The sequence below is a fragment of the Vibrio sp. FE10 genome, assembly GCF_030297155.1.
In the GTDB taxonomy this organism is placed as follows: domain Bacteria; phylum Pseudomonadota; class Gammaproteobacteria; order Enterobacterales; family Vibrionaceae; genus Vibrio; species Vibrio apostichopi.
The window spans coordinates 1,063,218-1,082,069 of sequence record NZ_AP028067.1; the positions used below are offsets into that span (position 1 = coordinate 1,063,218).

General features: G+C 40.7%; 17 protein-coding genes. 13 read left to right on the plus strand and 4 right to left on the minus strand.

All coding sequences use genetic code 11. The annotated features are described in order from the left end of the window. Positions 1–6 precede the first annotated feature (6 nt). The 3 genes from QUF19_RS04835 (at position 7) to QUF19_RS04845 (ending at position 3,151) form a co-directional block, all read left to right on the plus strand. Positions 7–552, plus strand: a complete 546-nt coding sequence (locus QUF19_RS04835; protein WP_286296811.1) for a VspR family transcription factor — start codon at positions 7–9, stop codon at positions 550–552. Beyond that, a complete protein-coding gene (locus QUF19_RS04840; protein WP_286296814.1) occupies positions 546–1,928 on the plus strand; it encodes a DEAD/DEAH box helicase in 1,383 nt (460 codons plus the stop codon). The genes QUF19_RS04835 and QUF19_RS04840 overlap by 7 nt, the downstream gene beginning before the upstream one ends. 401 nt (positions 1,929–2,329) lie before the next feature. Further along, positions 2,330–3,151, plus strand: a complete 822-nt coding sequence (locus tag QUF19_RS04845) for a hypothetical protein (RefSeq protein WP_286296816.1) — start codon at positions 2,330–2,332, stop codon at positions 3,149–3,151. Positions 3,152–3,750: 599 nt separating this feature from the next. Here QUF19_RS04845 and QUF19_RS04850 read toward each other — a convergent pair. Continuing rightward, entirely contained in the window at positions 3,751–3,987 is a 237-nt protein-coding gene (locus QUF19_RS04850; protein WP_286296820.1) for a hypothetical protein, read from the minus strand. A gap of 14 nt (positions 3,988–4,001) precedes the next feature. Then, positions 4,002–4,214, minus strand: coding sequence for a hypothetical protein (locus QUF19_RS04855; RefSeq protein WP_286296822.1), 213 nt, complete (start codon positions 4,212–4,214; stop codon positions 4,002–4,004). A 441-nt stretch (positions 4,215–4,655) separates the two neighbouring features. Between QUF19_RS04855 and QUF19_RS04860 the strand changes: the two genes are divergently transcribed. The 3 genes from QUF19_RS04860 to QUF19_RS04870 are packed head-to-tail and all read left to right on the plus strand — an operon-like array spanning position 4,656 to position 6,634. Continuing rightward, complete coding sequence (locus QUF19_RS04860; RefSeq protein ID WP_286296824.1) at positions 4,656–5,009, plus strand: hypothetical protein; 354 nt, start codon at positions 4,656–4,658, stop codon at positions 5,007–5,009. Positions 5,010–5,043: 34 nt separating this feature from the next. After that, positions 5,044–5,280 (plus strand): hypothetical protein, encoded by a 237-nt coding sequence (locus tag QUF19_RS04865; RefSeq protein WP_286296827.1) that lies wholly within the window; start codon positions 5,044–5,046, stop codon positions 5,278–5,280. Beyond that, a complete protein-coding gene (locus tag QUF19_RS04870; protein ID WP_286296830.1) occupies positions 5,273–6,634 on the plus strand; it encodes a hypothetical protein in 1,362 nt (453 codons plus the stop codon). The genes QUF19_RS04865 and QUF19_RS04870 overlap by 8 nt, the downstream gene beginning before the upstream one ends. Before the next feature lie 345 nt (positions 6,635–6,979). Here the strand turns inward: QUF19_RS04870 and QUF19_RS04875 are convergent, their stop codons facing one another. Continuing rightward, a complete protein-coding gene (locus QUF19_RS04875) occupies positions 6,980–7,771 on the minus strand; it encodes a hypothetical protein (RefSeq protein WP_286296832.1) in 792 nt (263 codons plus the stop codon). A gap of 257 nt (positions 7,772–8,028) precedes the next feature. Further along, positions 8,029–9,240, minus strand: a complete 1,212-nt coding sequence (locus QUF19_RS04880; protein ID WP_286296834.1) for a hypothetical protein — start codon at positions 9,238–9,240, stop codon at positions 8,029–8,031. Between the two features lie 418 nt (positions 9,241–9,658). Here QUF19_RS04880 and QUF19_RS04885 point away from each other — a divergent pair, with 418 nt between their 5' ends. The 7 genes from QUF19_RS04885 to QUF19_RS04915 all read left to right on the plus strand — a co-directional run bounded on the left by QUF19_RS04885 (position 9,659) and on the right by QUF19_RS04915 (position 18,851). Further along, positions 9,659–10,870, plus strand: coding sequence for a TniQ family protein (locus QUF19_RS04885; RefSeq protein ID WP_286296835.1), 1,212 nt, complete (start codon positions 9,659–9,661; stop codon positions 10,868–10,870). A 2-nt stretch (positions 10,871–10,872) separates the two neighbouring features. Beyond that, positions 10,873–12,960, plus strand: coding sequence for a type I-F CRISPR-associated protein Csy2 (locus QUF19_RS04890; protein ID WP_286296837.1), 2,088 nt, complete (start codon positions 10,873–10,875; stop codon positions 12,958–12,960). 6 nt (positions 12,961–12,966) lie between these two features. Next, the gene (gene csy3 / locus QUF19_RS04895; protein ID WP_286296840.1) at positions 12,967–13,998 is read left to right on the plus strand and encodes a type I-F CRISPR-associated protein Csy3; all 1,032 of its coding nucleotides are present in this window, start codon (positions 12,967–12,969) and stop codon (positions 13,996–13,998) included. 9 nt (positions 13,999–14,007) lie between these two features. Further along, on the plus strand, positions 14,008–14,613 hold the full coding sequence (gene cas6f / locus QUF19_RS04900) for a type I-F CRISPR-associated endoribonuclease Cas6/Csy4 (RefSeq protein ID WP_286296841.1): 606 nt from the start codon (positions 14,008–14,010) through the stop codon (positions 14,611–14,613). A gap of 609 nt (positions 14,614–15,222) precedes the next feature. Next, positions 15,223–15,477, plus strand: a complete 255-nt coding sequence (locus QUF19_RS04905; RefSeq protein WP_286296843.1) for a hypothetical protein — start codon at positions 15,223–15,225, stop codon at positions 15,475–15,477. A gap of 1,230 nt (positions 15,478–16,707) precedes the next feature. Beyond that, entirely contained in the window at positions 16,708–17,919 is a 1,212-nt protein-coding gene (locus QUF19_RS04910; RefSeq protein WP_269995611.1) for a multidrug effflux MFS transporter, read from the plus strand. Beyond that, positions 17,919–18,851: a hydroxymethylglutaryl-CoA lyase-like TIM-barrel protein gene (locus QUF19_RS04915; RefSeq protein WP_286296850.1), complete on the plus strand. Its 933-nt coding sequence runs from the start codon at positions 17,919–17,921 to the stop codon at positions 18,849–18,851. The genes QUF19_RS04910 and QUF19_RS04915 overlap by 1 nt, the downstream gene beginning before the upstream one ends. Position 18,852: the final 1 nt, after the last annotated feature.

Below are 18,852 nucleotides of genomic sequence, written 5' to 3' on the forward strand. Positions count from 1 at the left end.
AGTCACATGAAGAAAGTAACCAGAATTAACCATCACATGTTTAACCTATTGATTGAAAAAGGGATGGATAACTTCTCCGTCACAGAAGCTAGGGATGCTTTGCTAAACAGTGTTTCAACCTTTCCGAGCAAGGACGACGCTCGAAAGTATGTTTATAAGCAACTTCTATCATTTGAGGAGAAAGGGTGGCTTTCTGTTATTGGGGCTCGTAGAGACAAACGCTACCATCAAACTAACGAATTCAAAGCGCTCACAATTGAGCCTAGATCGGCTCGAAATAGGAAAGCTAAGGTCGATTCAATAGCTGTTCAAACTCCAGAGTGCTCTCTAAATGCACTAGAGCAAGAGAAGAAGCTGCATGAAGGCGAACTGGCGATTACTCTAGGTGAAATAGAGGAATATCAATCGTTGTTAACGCGTTTCCCAAACAACAAGCAAGATATGCAGCCGCTATTTAATGCGGCAAGAGAGCGCTCAGCCAAGCTATTAGGCCGAATTAATGCACTAACCAACTGGATGCAAGTCGCCCAAAGCAAGGCTCCACAATGTTAAGAGCATGGCAAGCCGAGTGCGCATCTCTAGCCATCGAGAAATTTACGTCAAACAAGCATTCACACTTCTTCTGCCAAGCGACTCCTGGAGCGGGTAAAACCGTTATGGCCGCCGAGGTCGCGGGTCGGTTATTTGAACAAGGCATGATTGACCTAGTGCTGTGCTTCTCGCCCTCTCTGACTGTTGCTGAAGGGATGCAAAAGACCTTTTCATGGAAGCTCGAATGTTCCTTTAATGGAGGTTTGGGTTCTCTTGGGGGCTCTTACACCTATCAATCCATCCGTTTTTTAGATGAGAACTTCTGGAACACAGTCAGTAAATATCGAGTCTTAGTCGTATTTGATGAGATCCACCATTGTTCGTTTGATGACGAGGGACGGTCAAATTCATGGGGGTTAGAAATTGTCTCAAAGATCCAAGGCTTTGCTCGTTATACTCTGGCGCTGTCGGGTACTCCTTGGCGTTCTGACCGACTACCGATTGTCATGGCTGAGTATTCCGACCCCGATGGCAAGGTTGTTTGCGATTACCAATACAGTTTGCAACAGGCCGTTGAAGATAAAGTATGCCGCCGCCCTAAAATCGTTTTAATAGATAATGAACACCTGAGTGTTAAGGCTGGCAGTGACAATCAACATTTCGCCTCTATTCTTGATTGCCTTAAACAATCAGATGTGTCTTATCAAAGTGTCATTCACAACGAAGACGCTATGAATTACATATTAAATAGTGGTTGCCAAAAGCTAGCGCAGATAAGGCAAGAGTCCCCAAGTGCTGGAGGCTTGGTGGTCGCATCTTCTATTAAGCACGCTAAAGACATTCAAAAGCGACTTGTTGAGCACTTTAATCAATCAGCATGCTTAGTGACTTATCATCATGATAATCCGTTAAATGAAATTGAGTCTTTTCGTCACTCAACGGTTCAGTGGATAGTCAGTGTTGGGATGATAAGTGAAGGAACAGATATTCCAAGGCTGCAGGTTTGCTGCCATATGAGTTCGGTAAAAACGGAACTGTACTTCAGGCAAGTACTCGGGCGAATTTTAAGAATCAATGATTCACCCAACCAAGAAGCGTGGTTGTATACCTTTGCCGAAGAAAGTTTGATTGGGTTTGCTGAAAGAATTGAGCAGGATATTCCTGATAGCTGCATGTACATTAAACAAGATAACAACATACCGAGTGGTGTTGATGAAATACGCCTGCCGTCAAGCACTGTATCGGAAAGCGTTCAATCTAATCGACCCCAACCAAGCTTACTCAGTTGGGGAGAAACTTCAGATATGATGGATTCAAATAATGCAGGGTTCACTTTAGTATTTGATGAACTGAGGTTAGGCCAATTTAAACAGCGAGTTATCGCTGCATTTATCTAAATAGATTCCGCTTCAATCTCTTTCAGTGTTTTGCCTGTAGCACTTCTCCAGTAATCGGGTCCGCTGCAAGGGTGACCAAGTAGTACTGCGGCGGCTTGAGGTACTCTCGGCTCCAATAATTTGTGCCCTATATAATCAATAACATTACCGCTCGGTGATCACAGACATAGTAGACACGTTTGAAACAAACTTTTGGACATAAGTGACTTACGCCCCGTAGAGCATTCTAACTTTTGGGGTTAATTCTAATATCGAAGCCACTCAACTAGGCCACATTTAGTTGACCAACACAGGCGTCTTCTTGACGTAGATTAGGCTAGTAGAACTCACCACATAAGCGTGAGGTTGCATAGTGGAGAATGTTAACCTAAAGTTTTATCTTTAATGTGAAAGGAGGAATTATGAACAGCATCAAGCATACTTATTTAATCGGACTTAATTTTGGGAAAGAAAAAATAAAATGGAAGGATAATGGAAGCGACATTGATAACTCAAAGGGTAACATTGAATATGGACAAATTATGCAGTTTGAAAATTACGACAAAGAAAAGGCAAGAGTGATTTTGTTATGTCGTAAGCTTAAGGGAAATGTCGAACGCAGTTATTTTACCGGACGTCAAGCGCAGCTATATGATGAGTTCAATAATAAGACGAATTTAAACCGAGCATTGATATTGAGTTACGGTTCGAGTGATGCACTTGTGGCCGCCCAACAAATATACCGAGAGTCTTTCGGTAGGATTGAGGCAGATATAAAGGAACAAGAAGCATTAATGGTTAACATTATCAAAAATAGCTTGGGGCTTTTAATGACATTTGGATTTTCCAAGGTGACAGCTGAAACCATAGCGAAAGAAATTTCAACTAAAACAGTTGAAACCATCATGTCACAGAAAGACGCTAAAGACTTGGTGTTAAGTCATTGTGAAAAGCCAGGCAATATAAACTCATTTGTTTGGTGGTATATTGAAAAAACTTCAACGAACAAACTGAATCGAGAGCGGGAAGCTCTGACGAATATGTACAATAACCTAATTTACACTATCAATTTTTTAAAATCTAACGTAGACACTGACTTCAAGTCTGTTGAAGTCGAACAGTACTATTGTGGGGCAATTGCTAACCTAATTATGGCTACGGAAAGTCTTAATTACGCATGTTATGAACGAACAGGGAACTGGATAACTACATCGAAAGTAAATCAGGAAGTTTTATACACTTGATCATTAATGAAGCACTTCCCTACGAATTATGTATCCCATTTGCGCTTTTAGGATCTATCAAAATGACTGATTCTATAAAGTATATTCAGAATAAAGATATGTCTTGGACTAAAGTTACATCAGAAGAGTTGGTATAGCTGAGTCTCGTGACTTGTATTTGGCAGGGTGGATTTTACCCACCCTGCTTTCGTGAGCACTTAACGCCTTCCCCCTTACCCCTGCATCAAACCAAGTGCTAGGAACTTCCATTGTTAGTTCCCCCGATGGATTGATCTGCACCATCAATACTGTACGCTACGTTAAGCGACTTTCCATACCTTTAGTTATCTATGAATTGCTAATTTAGGAGAAGCTGTAGCTCATTTATGTCCAAAAATCGGTTTCAGCAGGAGCAGTGCTACCCCCTCCCACAAAAGTTGCAAACTTTATTGTCAGTGTTTCGATCTTAGTTGTCCACCGACAGCTGATAATGCATCGGTTGGCACTGGTGCTGTCCATGCAATAATGAAGCTAACGACACCACTTAGGCCAAGAACTACAGTGAGAATAATCCCTAACTTGATTTTCCAATCAAAGAAGTAAAAAACATCTATTTTCCCTTAGCAATGTTTTAGTGTTCTATCGTGATACTTCATTGTTGCAGCGCCAATAGATAATGTGCTGACAGCAAAGAAAGCAAACCAACGATAATTTAGATATTTGGTTACGGCTGATAGTGCATCGGTTGGTACTGGTGCTGTCCACGCAATAATGAAGCTGATTACGCTACCTAACATAAGAGCAACGGTAATAATTATTCCTGCCTTAACTTTCCAATCAAAGAACTCAAAAAACATGATGTATTTTCCCTCTAGTTACCTTTGCTACGTTGAAAACCTAATTGGTAGGCCGCAACGAGCGCCGCATGGTTATGATGGTAGCCTCCATCATAACCACAGTTAGCATCATCAAAACCGCGCTCGTATGCATTATAGAGTGCTTCAATTGACTTGTTGTTTACTTCTGCATCTTCATCTAAGTGACTAATAATTTTCAATAATTCCGCAGTAGTCGGGATCGCCATATTTTCCCTCTATAATGAAAAATCTTCTAAGTTGCATCGGCATTACTGAGTAATATTTTTGTATTCTTTTCTCAAAGTTCTCAACATCTTTTATTCCCTATCCTTTCAGGCATTAACAAAATCCATTAGGTTTTGATATTCGCTAATTACCCTAATTACCCTAATTTCCTATCACATAATTACAGTCTGAATAATCTTACAATACTTAACACTCAGCGCTGAAGATTTAGTTACTAAAGTCACTACCACATTACTTCTGTCTGCAGACTGATTCAATTGGGCAAAACTAGACTCCAAGCTCAATTTTACATCGATAAAATGCAACACACCACTCTGAATTCGATTGCATATCATAAAATAACCTAATAAATTTGACTTTTATATTTCGATTAAACAATACTTGAATCGCTATGTAACTTATTAAAATAAAAGGAATTAACTATGAGTGATATAAGTGGAAAAGCTTCGTTTGATGTAAAGTACAATGATGATAAATACGAATTTTCGACTGAGATCCCAGAAAAATCCAGCCCTGACAATCCACTAGAAGTCTCGTTAACCCCTGAGGGTAAAGATCCTGTTTTATCTGTGGAGTATGGAGATGAAAACAACTTTGAAATTTCTGCATCATTGCCAAACATGTTTGGACAAGAAGGTGGATTTCAAATAGGGAATTTTTCTCTTGGGCTCAAGAAAGGCGCAGTAAAGGCCCAAGAAGATAATGGAAGTAGTCAAAGTAAGAATACCCCAGAGCAAGATGAAAAAGGCAAAAAAGATGAGAATGCAGCTGCTTAATCAGCAAAAGTTATAGGATAAAAAGGGCTTCAAATTGGATAATATCAGCTTTTCATTCGATATTGGCTTCCTAGATGAGCTTGCCAGTGTAGAGATCGATACAGCACAAAACTCTCCCGGCTTGAAAATCGTTCACCCGGAAACCGGCGCAGTTATTTTTTCTATAAAAGAGGGGGATACTGAAAATGACTCCGGTACTGAAATCGAGTTTGAAATCCCTTTTGTATCCAAGCACACGCTAAAAATCACGGGCGAGGTACAAGGTGACTGATGTACTAGATCAGTTTAATACCGTATGCGACTGCTTTTTTGAGCGTGACATTTCGGATTCCCCCGCAAGCAGTGATCAGTTAAGCGGTATTATTTCCTGCGATGTAAAAACAGGTAATATATTAACGACAGTCGCTTTAGAAGTCGGAAAAGAATATTCCGGGCATAGCGACCCTAACATTGTGATCCGGCCTCAACTTGTGAACGATGACATGAATGTATCTTCCATCATTTCATTCTATACAGGGGAGTCATATTCATTTCCGAAGTGGTGTGAATTCCTAGATATATCTATTCGAAAACTCCAACTGAAACTTCATTGTGGTCGCCTTGCCCTGATTGCCTCTGCAGAGCTGGCTGAGAGTAAGGTAGCATACCCTTTTCCCGGAGAACTCATCAAGATCACGCTATGTGCCGAGTTTATTCCGCCGAGTACTTTGAAGGTTTGTATACTGACTTCTGTCGAAGACCCAAATGATCCGACTCAAATGGTTTTTATCAGTTACTGCAAAGGTGATGACTGGACACCGAAACGAAGAAACCCAGATCCAAATGAACCGCCAACGAAGTTCCCCCCTTTCCCAACCTCGCTCATTCCTGTTTTTGCTCCTGATTTGTGTAAAACAGAAGAAACAGGGGATGGACTAATACATATACTAGATCAAGCAATAGTTGCCGCATCGTCTGCAGGATACCAGCTCGTAGCCACTTTACAGGCCTTGTTCTCTATTGGAGCTTCTGTGCCCGAACTTTCGGAATCACTCATTCGCTACAGCGCTTCATTAACCCTACTTCAAATTTATAATCTACTAACTCCTATAAAGGGGGTCGATACTACCGAACCTGGTTTTCTTGGAGACATAATACGGGGAGCAGAAGCCGCTTCAACAGATGAGCCGAATGAAGATCAGCTAGCCGAATTAATGGCTAACGGGGTCTGCGATATCAAAACATTGTCCAATGCCCTGTATCTTGCCAAACAGACTGGCTCCACCCCTCTTACAAACAGGGAGCGTGATGAAATTCTAAAAGAATGCAAACATGCAGCGGTGCGTGTACTTAAAACAAGCAAGACAGCAAGTAGGTTGGTAGAGGAAGCGAATAATATTCTGGGTACGGATACGGTCAAAACTTTAAAATCAGGGAATACACCTATTACTCAAGAAAGTGTAGAGGAGGCTGTAAAATCACAACTCCAAGACGGGCTAGTAAATGGAGTCTCGGATTCAGTTGTTGGAACCGGAACTGAAGTAGCAACGGAAGCCACTGAGGTTGCAGTTGAAGCGACTGAAGGCTCAGAGGTCCTTGGGGCAGTTACTGAAGTGGCCGAAGCTTTGTTAGTTTTCTTATTATAGTTTGGATAACATTTAAGCTGACATGTGAACTCATATTTATGACGAGAAAGCGGTTGGTAATGTTGACTCTAACAACCCAGAGACTTCTGTGATGAATAGCGAAATCCAGCACAAGATTGAAAAAGGAATAAGTGATACTTAGGTAGTTGAATTAATTTCGATTCACATAATTGATGATATGGATGCTGGACAGCAACTATTGGTAGAGATCAAATAGCTGATATCACTGAACAAAGTTTGAAACTCACTTTTGGACAAAAGTGTGTTGGGTATTTTCCGAGACCGAAGAATGAAGCATTAGTTCAAGTATGGAAAAAATAAGGGCCTCCCTTGTTTCTGTTCCAATTAATCCCCAACTTCACCATTTTTGATCGCAAAGAGAGTTACACCTTCATCAAACAAATCTAGTTCTGAGGTATATAAAAGTCCTCGTTTACTCCACACTTTAAAGCACTTCATGCTGTAAGTTTCGTTGCGTATTGAGAATTGCTCTAGTGCCGCAGTTAATCTTAATATACGAAGAATAGACATTCTAAGGTTTGGTTTAACATCATCAAGAATATTCACCCAACCATCATCAAGGCTTTCACCATAATCGTTATCACATTCAACTAAGTGGGAAGCCATGATACTCCTACTTCTAATGTAAAGAATGGCTTGGATTAAGATTTCTAGGTGCTCTGTCGCTAAAGCATCTTCCGGTTGGGCATGTTCTAGAAAAAAATTTATAATCTGAATTTGATCTGATATGAGAGATGTGTCGAATGGCGATAACTCTGTGCGATCTTTAATGCTAATGCGAAGTTGACTGGCGTAATTTAACAATTGGTTTTGTATCACTTCAATGGCGCCATTCAGTCTCAATTTGGCTATGGTTCGTTTCCTTCGTTCCTGGCGTAACTCGGTCTGTCGAGTTGCATAGATAGCGAATAAGGCGGCTACGAAAGCAATAACCGCTGCATTGAAAGATTGCCATATTTCCCAAGTGTTTAAGAGATTTTTCCAGCGATCTATTTCTCCATTGAGTGGAAGTAATAATGGCTCAAATATCATGAAATATACATAGGCTACCAGTATAAAAAGAAGCAAAGCCCGACACATGATATTAGAAAACAGCCGATCAATACGATCTATCATCCGTACTTACCTTAATAGAAACTTCGAACTCGTAATGTCCCAGTTTACTAGACATTACACAGAGGAGAAAAACTAGCTCAAACCACCCACTATGACTTGTGAGGTTGAACGTTACTGGCACGAAATAAGGCACTTTCGAGTTAGAAAGTACCACGGGTAATAATTCAGCCTAAGAAGGTTTTGGACAAGTGAGTTAGAGGGCTGCGCTAACTCGTTTCGTAGATATTAGAAAAAATATCTTGAGCCTTGAACGCTTGTTAGGTTTTTTCTTTTTCAAAGAACCCCTGCTCAAACAGCAGTTTCGTAGTTGTCGCATTATATAAATGTTCAGCTGTAATAACTTCTAACTGGGTATGAGTAATACCCCGTAACTCAGCTTTATATGCCTCCGCTTCCTTTGTTTTCGTGGTCATTTGTAAGGACATATATGATGGATACTCTTTACCATCAAAGTTTTGATACCTGTTTGCCCAAAAAAGTCCGGCTGCCATTGCAGAACGAATTGTCAAGTAACCATAGCCCAGTAGAATCGATTCACGCACACTTGGCTCCCAGACAAAGGGGGTAGCCTTTGCCATTAGTGAACAAAAGTACTCATGAATAAAATCATCTCGAATTACTGGATGAGGATGAACACCTTTGACTTCATGAAATTTATCTAGATATCCGTTACCGCAGAACCTATTGAACATACAAGTCATAGAACAAAGTAATAAATACATGGAATTGGGTCCATAGAAACCCTCACGCTCCATATACCGAACAGTAAGGTTTAACCCTTCAATATCAGCTAAAATTTCTCTAGATTGGCCTCTAAAATCCGGCTCCGAGAAATCGCCAACAACTTCGTAGTACTCAATGTTTTCGGATGTGTCCCCTTTTAATTTATAGTGGCACTGGATAAGGTGAGATAGTTCATGAAAAAACACCCACGAAAGCATCAGTTCGAACATAAGAAACCTAGCAGGTAGAGTCTTGATTATGACATCCAGCCTTTCTTCGCTCATAAGCTCAGGGTTTTCGTCAGCTATTTTTTTATACTCCTCTATCCAAGGACCTGAAAAAGTAGCACTAAGAGGGCTAATTTCTTTTGATGTTAGAGTAGGAACTCCTGCCTCAAACTTAAACTTAGCCCCTTTAAACATACCCCAATTTTTATTCTTAAAATTTTCAGTGCTCTCAGCAATTTTTTCTGAATAGATAGGGAACACTAACGCATCTCGGTAGATTTCTTGAATCATCCCAAAATGAATAACAACATTAGGGTTCAGTGGTGATAGCCTATTTACAATTGCACCAGCGTTTACAGACTCTTTTAAAGGAGTACTAGTCGTTAACTTTCCACCTAAAGGCGCATAAATTTCTTCGTTAGCCCAAGAAGTTAGCCTATTTAAAACTAACTTCGCTAATTGCTCCATCAAACCAAAATCTAAACACTCGTTTTCATATATGGATTCAATATCGTCCATTAATTCCTCGCCAACTAAAAACCTAACGCTTTTTATACGGGTTTTGGCCGTTTTTGTCGCCCTATAATGCAGCCTTTCCAATCAAAGTTCAATTAACAATCAATAGGTTAACTAGAGGTGTTAAGTATTGGACCGCCAAGTGATGCATAATTTTGAAAAAGCTTGACTAGGCACTTAATCGAATACCTACAGGTAAGGCAAAAGTACGGTCTAAGGATTTGACTAGATATTCGAGCTGGGAAGGAATGGGGCAGAATTTTCCTAGCTCTTTCGCATCATAGTTGTGATAACCAAGCGATTCTGTCGTATTTTGAATGAGTTTATAGGCGTTTTTGTAAAATATGTTGGCCTCTATGGTTGCAATGCATGAAATATCTCCGATACTAAAACTTAGAAATTCTAAGTTTGGTGGTGGCATGTGAAAACGGACATTCAACTTTACCCTGACGAATCGCTCGAAAGCTTCTTGTTGCGTTTATCGCAAGAGCAAGGTTACGAGCGATTTTCTCATTTCGCCGAAGATATCTGGTTCGACACCATGGATCAGCATGAGGCGATTGCCGGTGTTTTCCCCTTAGAGCTAGAACGAGTCAATATCTACCACGCTCAAACCACAAGCCAAATGCGGGTGCGTGTGCTTATCCACCTTGAGAACCAATTAAAGCTCAACAACTTTGGTGTACTGCGTCTAGCGTTATCACATTCAAAAGCTCAATTCTCTCCGCAATACAAAGCTGTTCATAGATTTGGTGTTGACTACCCTTATGCTTTTCTTCGCAAACGCTTCACGCCTATTTGCCCTCTGTGTATTGGTGAAGCTCCCTACATTCGCCAGCAGTGGCAATTTATCTCTCACCAAGCTTGTGAGCATCATGGCTGTAAACTGGTTCATCACTGTCCTGAGTGTAAGTTGAGACTTGAATATCAAAGTACCGAAGGTATTAGCCAATGTGAGTGTGGTTTTGGACTCCGAAACTCGCCAGTCAAAGATGCGCCAGAGGCTGAGGTATTAGTTGCTCAATGGTTGTCAGGGAATGATTCAAAACCCTTGGGATTACTAAAAGGAGAAATGACGTTATCTGAGCGCTATGGCTTTTTACTTTGGTATGTAAATCGTTATGGCAATATCGATGACTTCAGTTTCGAATCATTCATCGAATACTGTGACGCTTGGCCAACGTCATTGTGGCAAGACCTCGATGTTTTGAAAGAAAAGGCAGAGCTCGTCCGAGTAAAAGATTGGAAGAAGGTGTTTTTCAATGAAGCCTTTGGTGCTCTGCTTAAAGATTGTCGCCAGTTACCCAGTCGGCAGTTGAGTCACAATATCGTGCTTGCACAGGTGTTAGCTTACTTTACACAGCTAATGGCAACAGTATCTTCAAGCGCGAAAGGAAATATCGGTGATGTACTGCTCAGCCCCTTAGAAGCTTCTACATTGCTCTCTTGTACAACGGATGAAGTGTATCGGTTGTATGAGTTTGGTGAGATCAAAGCCGCGATCAGGCCAAGAATGCATACAAAGATTGCGAGTCATGAATCAGCGTTTACTCTGAGAAGTGTCATCGAAACAAAGTTGACTCGAATGAGCTCTGAAAGTGATGGTTTAAGTGTGTATCTACCTGAGTGGTAATTATGACGAAATTAAGTGACTTATTAACAATTGAAGACGAAGCAGTAAAGCACGCTACGCTAAAGAAGATGTTCATGCCCTATACGGAAGATGTGTGTGTTGAAGGGTGTGAAAAAGAAGCGTTAACGATTTTGCTCAATCTCAGTTCAAGCCATCAAGCGGATAGATGCTCGGATTGGTTGGATGTAGCCCGTGCTAAAAGGTATTTAAAAGCGGCTGAGAACCTAGAGGCGTCACTTGATGAAATCAAATGGTTCCACACTCATAATCTCAAGTTTCCAGACTGCCGAGTTAAAGATCAGCGGATAATTGCACAACCTCTTGCGACAACCGAGGCGTTTATCTCAAGCACAGTATTAGAGCAACGCTTAGGGTGGTCGCATAACTCTGCAGTGTATCGCCACATATTATGGTTATTGAATCCTTTTTGTTGGCAATCACAGCCTGTATGTATTCTTTCTCTTATTCAGCAAGAAAACCCAATTTGGCTCGAATTACTTAAAGAGTTTGGTTTAGGCACTAAGTCACTTGCTCGCTTACAAAACACAATGGCAGAACAGCTACCTGAAAATAGCTTCCCTGACAGTGTTAGCACTTACAGCAAGCAATTACGGTTTCCATGGGGGGATGATTATGTTTCAGTCACGCCAGTGGTCAGTCATGCCATCCAAAGTGAGTTAGAGGTGAGATCGAGAAGTCGAGAAAGTAAGCTCAGCTTTGTGTCTTCATCGCTGCCAAACTCGGCAAGTATCGGGAATCTGTGTGGCAGTTTAGGTGGGCATATGAAAGTCCTAAACTATCCGCTAGACGTTAAACCGGCACAGGGTGGGACGTTACCTGAAAGTCGCAAAAAGAGTGGCCGCTACTTTGATGACTATCAGGTAACTAACGCCAAAATTTGTCAGGTGTTAAATCACTTAATTGGATCAGAACCATCAAAAACACAGAAGCAAAGAGAGAGCGCTCGTAAGGTTAGAAGTAAGATCTTACGGAAACAGATTGCGTTGTGGATGCTGCCATTAATTGAATTAAGAGATATCGTTGATGCTGATCTTAATCAACAGCAATTGGAACATGATGACACTTTAGCTCAAGCCTTTTTGGTGCGACCAGAATCGGGTCTAGGCTCTTTAGCTAGTGAATTTAACCGTCGCTTGCATCTCACGTTTCAGAATAATAGGTATGCCGCAAAGTTTGCCTATCATCCTAAGCTTATGCAGGTCGCCAAAGCCCAAATTGTATGGGTACTTGAACAACTTAGTAAACCAAATGGCAATGAAGATAAGGTAACGGGTGAGCAGTATATCTATTTGTCATCAATGAGAGTGCAAGATGCGGTCGCAATGAGTAGCCCATACCTGTGTGGTGCTCCTTCTTTGACGGCTATTTGGGGGTTCATGCACCATTATCAAAGAGAGTTTAATAAGCTAGTTAATTGTGATTCCCCGTTTGAGTTTTCGAGTTTCTCTTTTTATGTTCGAAGCGAGAACATTCAACCGACAGCGAAGCTTACCGAGCCCAACTCAGTCGCCAAAGCACGAACGGTTTCTAACGCGAAGCGACCAACTATTCGTAGTGAACGATTGGCGGACCTAGAAATAGACTTAGTTATCAGAGTCCACAGTGACAGCCGAATTTCAGATTTTAAGACCGCGCTTAAAACGGCACTTCCCGTTGCTTTCGCCGGAGGGGCATTATACCAACCACAGCTCTCGACACAGGTTGAGTGGCTTAAGACGTTTACCAGCAGGAGTGAGCTTTTCCATGTCATAAAAGGGTTACCAGCATATGGGCGATGGTTATATCCAGGTGAAAACCAGCCGAGTGATTTTGATGAACTAGAGCGTTTTATTACTAAAGACGCTGATAATTTGTTAGTTTCCATCGGCTACCATTTGTTAGAGCATCCAACTAAACGGTGCAACTCAATCACCAGTTGTCACGCTTACGCAGAGAATGCGATAGGGCTTGCTAAGCGAGTAAACCCGATAGAAGTACGTTTTAGTGGAAGAGATCACTTTTTGAACCACGCCTTTTGGTCGATAGAATGCAGTAGTGAAACTATTCTTATAAAAAACTATAGGGATTAATCGTTTATGGAACTTTGCACTCAGCTAAACTACGTTCGATCACTCTCTGCTGGCAAAGCATATTTCTACTATCTATCTAAAAGTGGTGAGATGTGTCCCCTTGAAATTGATAGAACTAGGTTGCGCGCACCAAAAGGTGGTTATGCAGAAGCATTTAAAGGGGGCAAGTTCGTAAAAAAGAATGTTGCTCCACAAGATTTAGCTCACTCCAATCCTCAGTTCATCGAAGAGTGTTATGTAAAGCCAGGTGTCGATGATATCTATTGTGCATTCCCCCTTCGAATTCGAGCCAATTCTCTAACCCCAGATATCTGTAGTGACGATGAAGTGCGCAGTAAACTTTCGTTACTGGCTAATACTTATAAAGAGCTCAATGGGTATCAGGAGCTCGCTCATCGATACGCAAAGAATATACTGCTTGGCCGTTGGCTTTGGCGCAACAGAGAGTGTCGAAACCTGTCGATAGAAGTGACCACCAGTGATTCGCAAACCTTGATTGTAGAAAACGCAACAAAGCTTTCTTGGTATGGTCATTGGGATGAGGCTTCAGCAGAATGCCTAGAAAAGCTCACAGCCTATTTGATGCGAGCGCTATCTGACCCAACCGAATATTTCTATATGGATGTAAAAGCTAAAATTGGAGTTGGTTGGGGAGATGAGGTTTACCCAAGCCAAGAGTTTTTAGATAGCCGAGAAGATGGTGTTCCTACTAAGCAGTTAGCTACCGTAGAATTCTTGAACGGAAAGGAAACTGTTGCTTTTCATGGTCAAAAAATTGGTGCTGCGTTGCAATCGATTGACGATTGGTGGCATCAAAACGCAGATAAACCATTAAGAGTGAACGAATATGGGGCAGATCGAGAATACGTTATAGCAAGGCGACACGTGTCCCATGGAAATGACTTCTATCAACTGCTCAGAAATACAGAGAACTGGATTGGAAGTATGACAGCTTCTCAAGTCATCCCAAATGATGTGCACTTCATCATGTCTGTCTTGATCAAAGGCGGCCTATTCAATTGTTCTAAAGCGAAGTAAGGGATAGATATGACTAAGCGTTACTATTTCTTAATACGTTACATACCTGTACAAGCAGACCATGAATTATTGGCAGGACGGTGTATATCCCAAATGCACTTGTTTATGGTCAATAATCGACAAGCCATGAATAAAATAGGTGTGAGCTTTCCCGACTGGAGTGATGTTACGGTTGGTCAAACCATAGCTTTTGTTGCCGAAGATAAAGAGATGATGGTTGGACTCTCTTTTCAGCCCTATTTCTCTGTGATGGTAAATGAAGGTTTGTTTGAGATTTCTAGTGTTTGTGAGGTGCCTGACACTGCGGTAGAGGTGAGGTTTACCCGTAACCAAACGATCGGGAAAAGTTTTCTGGGCTCCAAGAAACGTCGAATCAAACGTAGCATGGCGAGAGCCGAACTATCTGTTATTGAACCATTGTTACCAGCCACTAATGAAGAGCGAGTCATCGATAGTTTTCATCGAATACCAATCTCCAGCGGTTCATCTGGAGAAGATTATATTTTGTTTGTGCAAAAGGAGCTCGTTAGTGAGCACACTGCAGCAAACTTTAACAGCTATGGCTTAGCCACCAATCAAGAAAGAAAAGGGACGGTACCTGAGTTACGTTTTTAAACCCATTTTCTAAAGCTCTTTTTTAGAGAAGTAAAAACAAGGGCTTACAGAAGTAAGAAGAAAAAGGGTATTTTGATGAATTGTGACTTTAAGCATGCAGAATCAGATGGTTAGAGACTATATTCTACAGTGTCCTGTCGAATAGGCAGCTAAGAAAGATGGTTATTTCGAATGTAAATCCGAAAGTGGTGTCCTGCCGAATAGGCAGCTAAGAATAGGCCAGGAAGAAAGCAACCAACCTGCTGAACAAGCAGCTAAGAATCTAAACCATCAAGTTTATGCTTGATGGTTTTTTTATTTTAAAGTTAGTGAGAACAATACCGGTTCGCCTTCAGCACTTGTGTATCATGCAGACGTTTGATTTACAGGTTATTTTTGGAGGCTAATTATTCTCTTTACCTCCCCGTATTCTTATATGAATAGCCACATCGCAAGTTGCGATGCGCAGGTTGCGATGTGAGGTGAAAGCTAATTTGAATATTGCTTTACGAGGAAGATAACTAGCTAATTCACACTCCATGATGGGTTTCTAAATACGTTCTACATTACGGCTAATCCTCATTATGCTATAAGTGATCTAATGCTATTTTTTGAATCGAGAAGCGACTTATGAGCAAGAAAAAATTATCAGAAAAAGAGCTGCTAGAGGGGGCTACACTTGATACCTCCCATGTTGATGAACTTGCAACTGTTTCATCGACTGAGTTGAGACAAAAACAGTCAGGACGCGACTATAAAGCTGCTTTGAAGAGAATTGAATTCTTGTTTGATGTGGCTTCCCCCGGAACACCCGAAGGTAATGAGCTTGAAAAGCTAATAACTTGGGTTGAAGCGTATGAAGAAGAGCACTTCCCATTTAAGTAAGATAGACCTCTGCTTACTCACCTTTGTCCAGAGTATTCATTGGTTGAATTTTTACCCGTGGCACTTTCTAGCTTGAAAGTGCCCCAAGGCGTGTTTCATCATAGACCAAAGTTGCGGTCATTCTGATACTCATTGATCAGCCAACTACTTGCTATAAGTATAGGTCGATAATAACGGCTACGTACTTCCTGCCTTAATGATGTCGTTTCGGCGTTTCATACTCGCGGCAACCGTTTTTTCAACGCGCTTGCTTACATTTTCTTCAAGTTCTTTTTGAGTAGTCCTGCACCATCATGTTCCTTTTTATCAGCAAATATTTCTCGAACTTTGCTATCAAGCTGCTTGCGTTTGTCATTACATGGGTTGACTTTATGGAGATTAGCAGTCCAATAATAAAACCTACTTAAAGCCCCACCCCCTCCCCCCCAAAAAAAAACACCTTAGCCATACGAATAATCCTATATTGCATCATATGTTCGAGCATCAAATCATAGCAATTTGCTTTAGATTTTTCGCTAAGGAGGTGGGACATTTTTACCATATCTAGTTCTTCAGATTGCTCAGGAAATAATCGTTTGAGTCTGGCATTTTCAAGGAAAGAATTCTTTCAATATCGCTGATTTTAGAGTCTTTTTTGACGGCTTTACGCCATCTATAGATTTTAGATTCATAGAACGATAGTTGTCGTACAGTTGCAACGACACTGCCTAACTCCGCTTACTTAAGCGCTTCGTCTCAACTTCAGGTGCACTTTTGATTCGTATTTTCTTAGTTGCCATTGTTCACTTCGTTAGTGAATGTACTCACTTAACTCATTGTCCAAAGCTTCTGGAGACAATCATTTCTCTATATTACGTCTATTTATATGATTTTAATATTGATTATCATTCGCATTTTAAATGTTAACTTATGTTAAATTTGAAATCTTATTTTTCGCCTGTGTTAAAAATGTAACAAGAGTGTATAAATAATGAGAAATCACTTTCATAGTGCTCTTGTTCATATTCTTGTTGGCTAATATCGTGTGTTGGTTTTAAGGAATCAAATTTGAATAAGCAGCAGAAAGTGGCTGGTAAGCAATACGTCATAACTTACTTGATCTTGGTAATATTTTGATTAAAAGCGATATTTCTGTGTTTTTGGCTAAAAAAGCAAAGATAAATCGTGTTCATCCTTAAGGTTAATAGGTAAGTACAATGGTAAATAAATTAGCATTAAGAGTAATTTAAATTGAAAAATAAGCCATCAACATCATTCCTCATCTTTATTTGCTTTTTGTCAATTGGTGGGCTGATATCTACAGATATATTTTTACCTGCAATGAAATCTATGGGGGATTTTTATCAGGCAACTGAAAGCGACATTCAAAGCGCAATTGCAATTTTTTTATTTGGTATTTCTATATCCCAACTTATATATGGTCCACTTTCCGACAGCTTTGGCCGAAAGAATATTTTGTTGATTGGACTTGCTATCTGGCTTGTCTCGACTTTAGGGATATTCGTATCAACGTCTGTGGATCAACTTTACTTACTCCGATTACTCCAAGGGATAGGAGCATGTGCGGGTATCACGATAAGCCGAGCTATCATGAGCGACCTTTACGATCGAGAGCAGGCGGGGCAGCTATATCTGATTATTTTTCCTTTTGTGGGAATGTCTCCAGCAATAGCTCCTATGTTGGGGGGGCAATTAGCGTTCTATTTTGGGTGGAAGTCATGCTTCTTATTTATGTCATTATTTATAGCTATCACGATTTTACTTACTTTGTTTCGTTTTAGTGAAAGTTTGCCTAGCGAAAAACGCATACCTTTTCATCCTGTAACCCTATTTCGCAATATATTGGCAGTGTTGTCTCATCGCCGCTTTCTTCATTTCGCACTGATACCTTGTTTTGCTTATGCCAGTTATTTTGCCTATATAGTGGAGTCACCATACTTATTTAGTTCTATGGGGCTCTCAGTAAATCTTATTGGGTATACCTACATAACACTCTCTTTGGCTTATGTATTGGGTAATCTTGCTGCTAAGAAAATTAGTCGAAAAATTGGGACTGAGCGTACCATTCAGAAAGGTTATCTAATTTTTATGCTGGGTGGGTTCATGTTTGCTCTCCAGATGTTGATCAGTCCTTCACCTATTGTCACCAGCATACTATCAATTTCCATACTGACCTTCGGAAATGGCTTTCTTTTACCACTGGGTACTGCTAATGCAATTGCAGCTAAACCTGAACTATCCGGTACAGCCTCTGGTGTGATGGGCAGCTTACAACTCGGTTCTGCAGCAATTGCATCACATTATATTGGACAGTTTTCGAATCACGACTTACACACCACTGGACTGATCATTGGAGGGGTATCCCTGCTTGGTTTTGTCATATATCAACTAGGACAGCTTCAGTTCAATCTACAGCTACAAACAAAAGGTAATATAAAATAATGATTAATAACATTGATGTCACACTGCGTGACGGCGGTTACCAGAATAATTTTAACTTTTCCTTACAATATGCGATTACCCATGTAAAAAGGGTCGCGGATAGTCAAATCGAATGGATTGAAATAGGCTACAGGAATGGATCTTTTAAACCTATCTCGAATATCGGAATAACCGGGCGAGGAGAAAACGAATATATACGTGAGATTCACAATGCTGTACCACATGCTAATCTTTGTATGATTGCCCATGCTCATAACATTTCATATCAGGATATAGATGAAATGAAAGAGGCAGGTGTAGGTATGCTACGTTTATGTCTCAACGCTAGTAGTGCTGAAGCAACGTATGACTATGTTCAGTACGCTAAGCAAAGAGGTTTCAAAGTATGCGTTAACGCGACCCGTGTCAGCCAATTGTCAATAACAAGTTTAGTTGAATTAGCTTGGAAAGCTGAGATGGCTGGAGCGGATGTGTTCTACCTCGCTGACTCTAATGGAAGTATGACGCCAGAATCGGTCACTAGCTACGTCTCGACACTAAATAATACGACCAACATGCAGATTGGTTTTCATGCTCATGATAACTTGTCTTTAGCGATGTCAAACAGCATTGCAGCATATAAAGCGGGGGCAAGGTTTATTGACAGTTCTCTAGATGGTATGGGTAAAGGTTCAGGTAATCTGAGTCTAGAAAGCTGGATTTCTTACATAAATAATCTCAATTCGGATAACAGATATATTCTAGAGTATATCTTCGAGCAACTCGAAGGTCTGAAATCCGATCAGAGCTTTTCAAGTTCAGAGCACTGTATTCTAGATATGATTCTTGGAATGAAAAACCTTAGTGTGGAATACAAATCTCACCCGGACCTTAATAACATTCGTGATATTGGTTTCGCTTTGCGAGTCGCTGGCGAATTACAGAAGGTTTAGT

Coding starts and splice junctions, on each gene's coding strand:
- QUF19_RS04835 (WP_286296811.1), top strand. CDS start 7: ATGAAGAAAGTAACCAGAATTAACCATCACATGTTTAACCTATTGATT.
- QUF19_RS04840 (WP_286296814.1), top strand. CDS start 546: ATGTTAAGAGCATGGCAAGCCGAGTGCGCATCTCTAGCCATCGAGAAA.
- QUF19_RS04845 (WP_286296816.1), top strand. CDS start 2,330: ATGAACAGCATCAAGCATACTTATTTAATCGGACTTAATTTTGGGAAA.
- QUF19_RS04850 (WP_286296820.1), bottom strand. CDS start 3,987: ATGTTTTTTGAGTTCTTTGATTGGAAAGTTAAGGCAGGAATAATTATT.
- QUF19_RS04855 (WP_286296822.1), bottom strand. CDS start 4,214: ATGGCGATCCCGACTACTGCGGAATTATTGAAAATTATTAGTCACTTA.
- QUF19_RS04860 (WP_286296824.1), top strand. CDS start 4,656: ATGAGTGATATAAGTGGAAAAGCTTCGTTTGATGTAAAGTACAATGAT.
- QUF19_RS04875 (WP_286296832.1), bottom strand. CDS start 7,771: ATGATAGATCGTATTGATCGGCTGTTTTCTAATATCATGTGTCGGGCT.
- QUF19_RS04880 (WP_286296834.1), bottom strand. CDS start 9,240: ATGGACGATATTGAATCCATATATGAAAACGAGTGTTTAGATTTTGGT.
- QUF19_RS04890 (WP_286296837.1), top strand. CDS start 10,873: ATGACGAAATTAAGTGACTTATTAACAATTGAAGACGAAGCAGTAAAG.
- csy3 (WP_286296840.1), top strand. CDS start 12,967: ATGGAACTTTGCACTCAGCTAAACTACGTTCGATCACTCTCTGCTGGC.
- cas6f (WP_286296841.1), top strand. CDS start 14,008: ATGACTAAGCGTTACTATTTCTTAATACGTTACATACCTGTACAAGCA.
- QUF19_RS04905 (WP_286296843.1), top strand. CDS start 15,223: ATGAGCAAGAAAAAATTATCAGAAAAAGAGCTGCTAGAGGGGGCTACA.
- QUF19_RS04915 (WP_286296850.1), top strand. CDS start 17,919: ATGATTAATAACATTGATGTCACACTGCGTGACGGCGGTTACCAGAAT.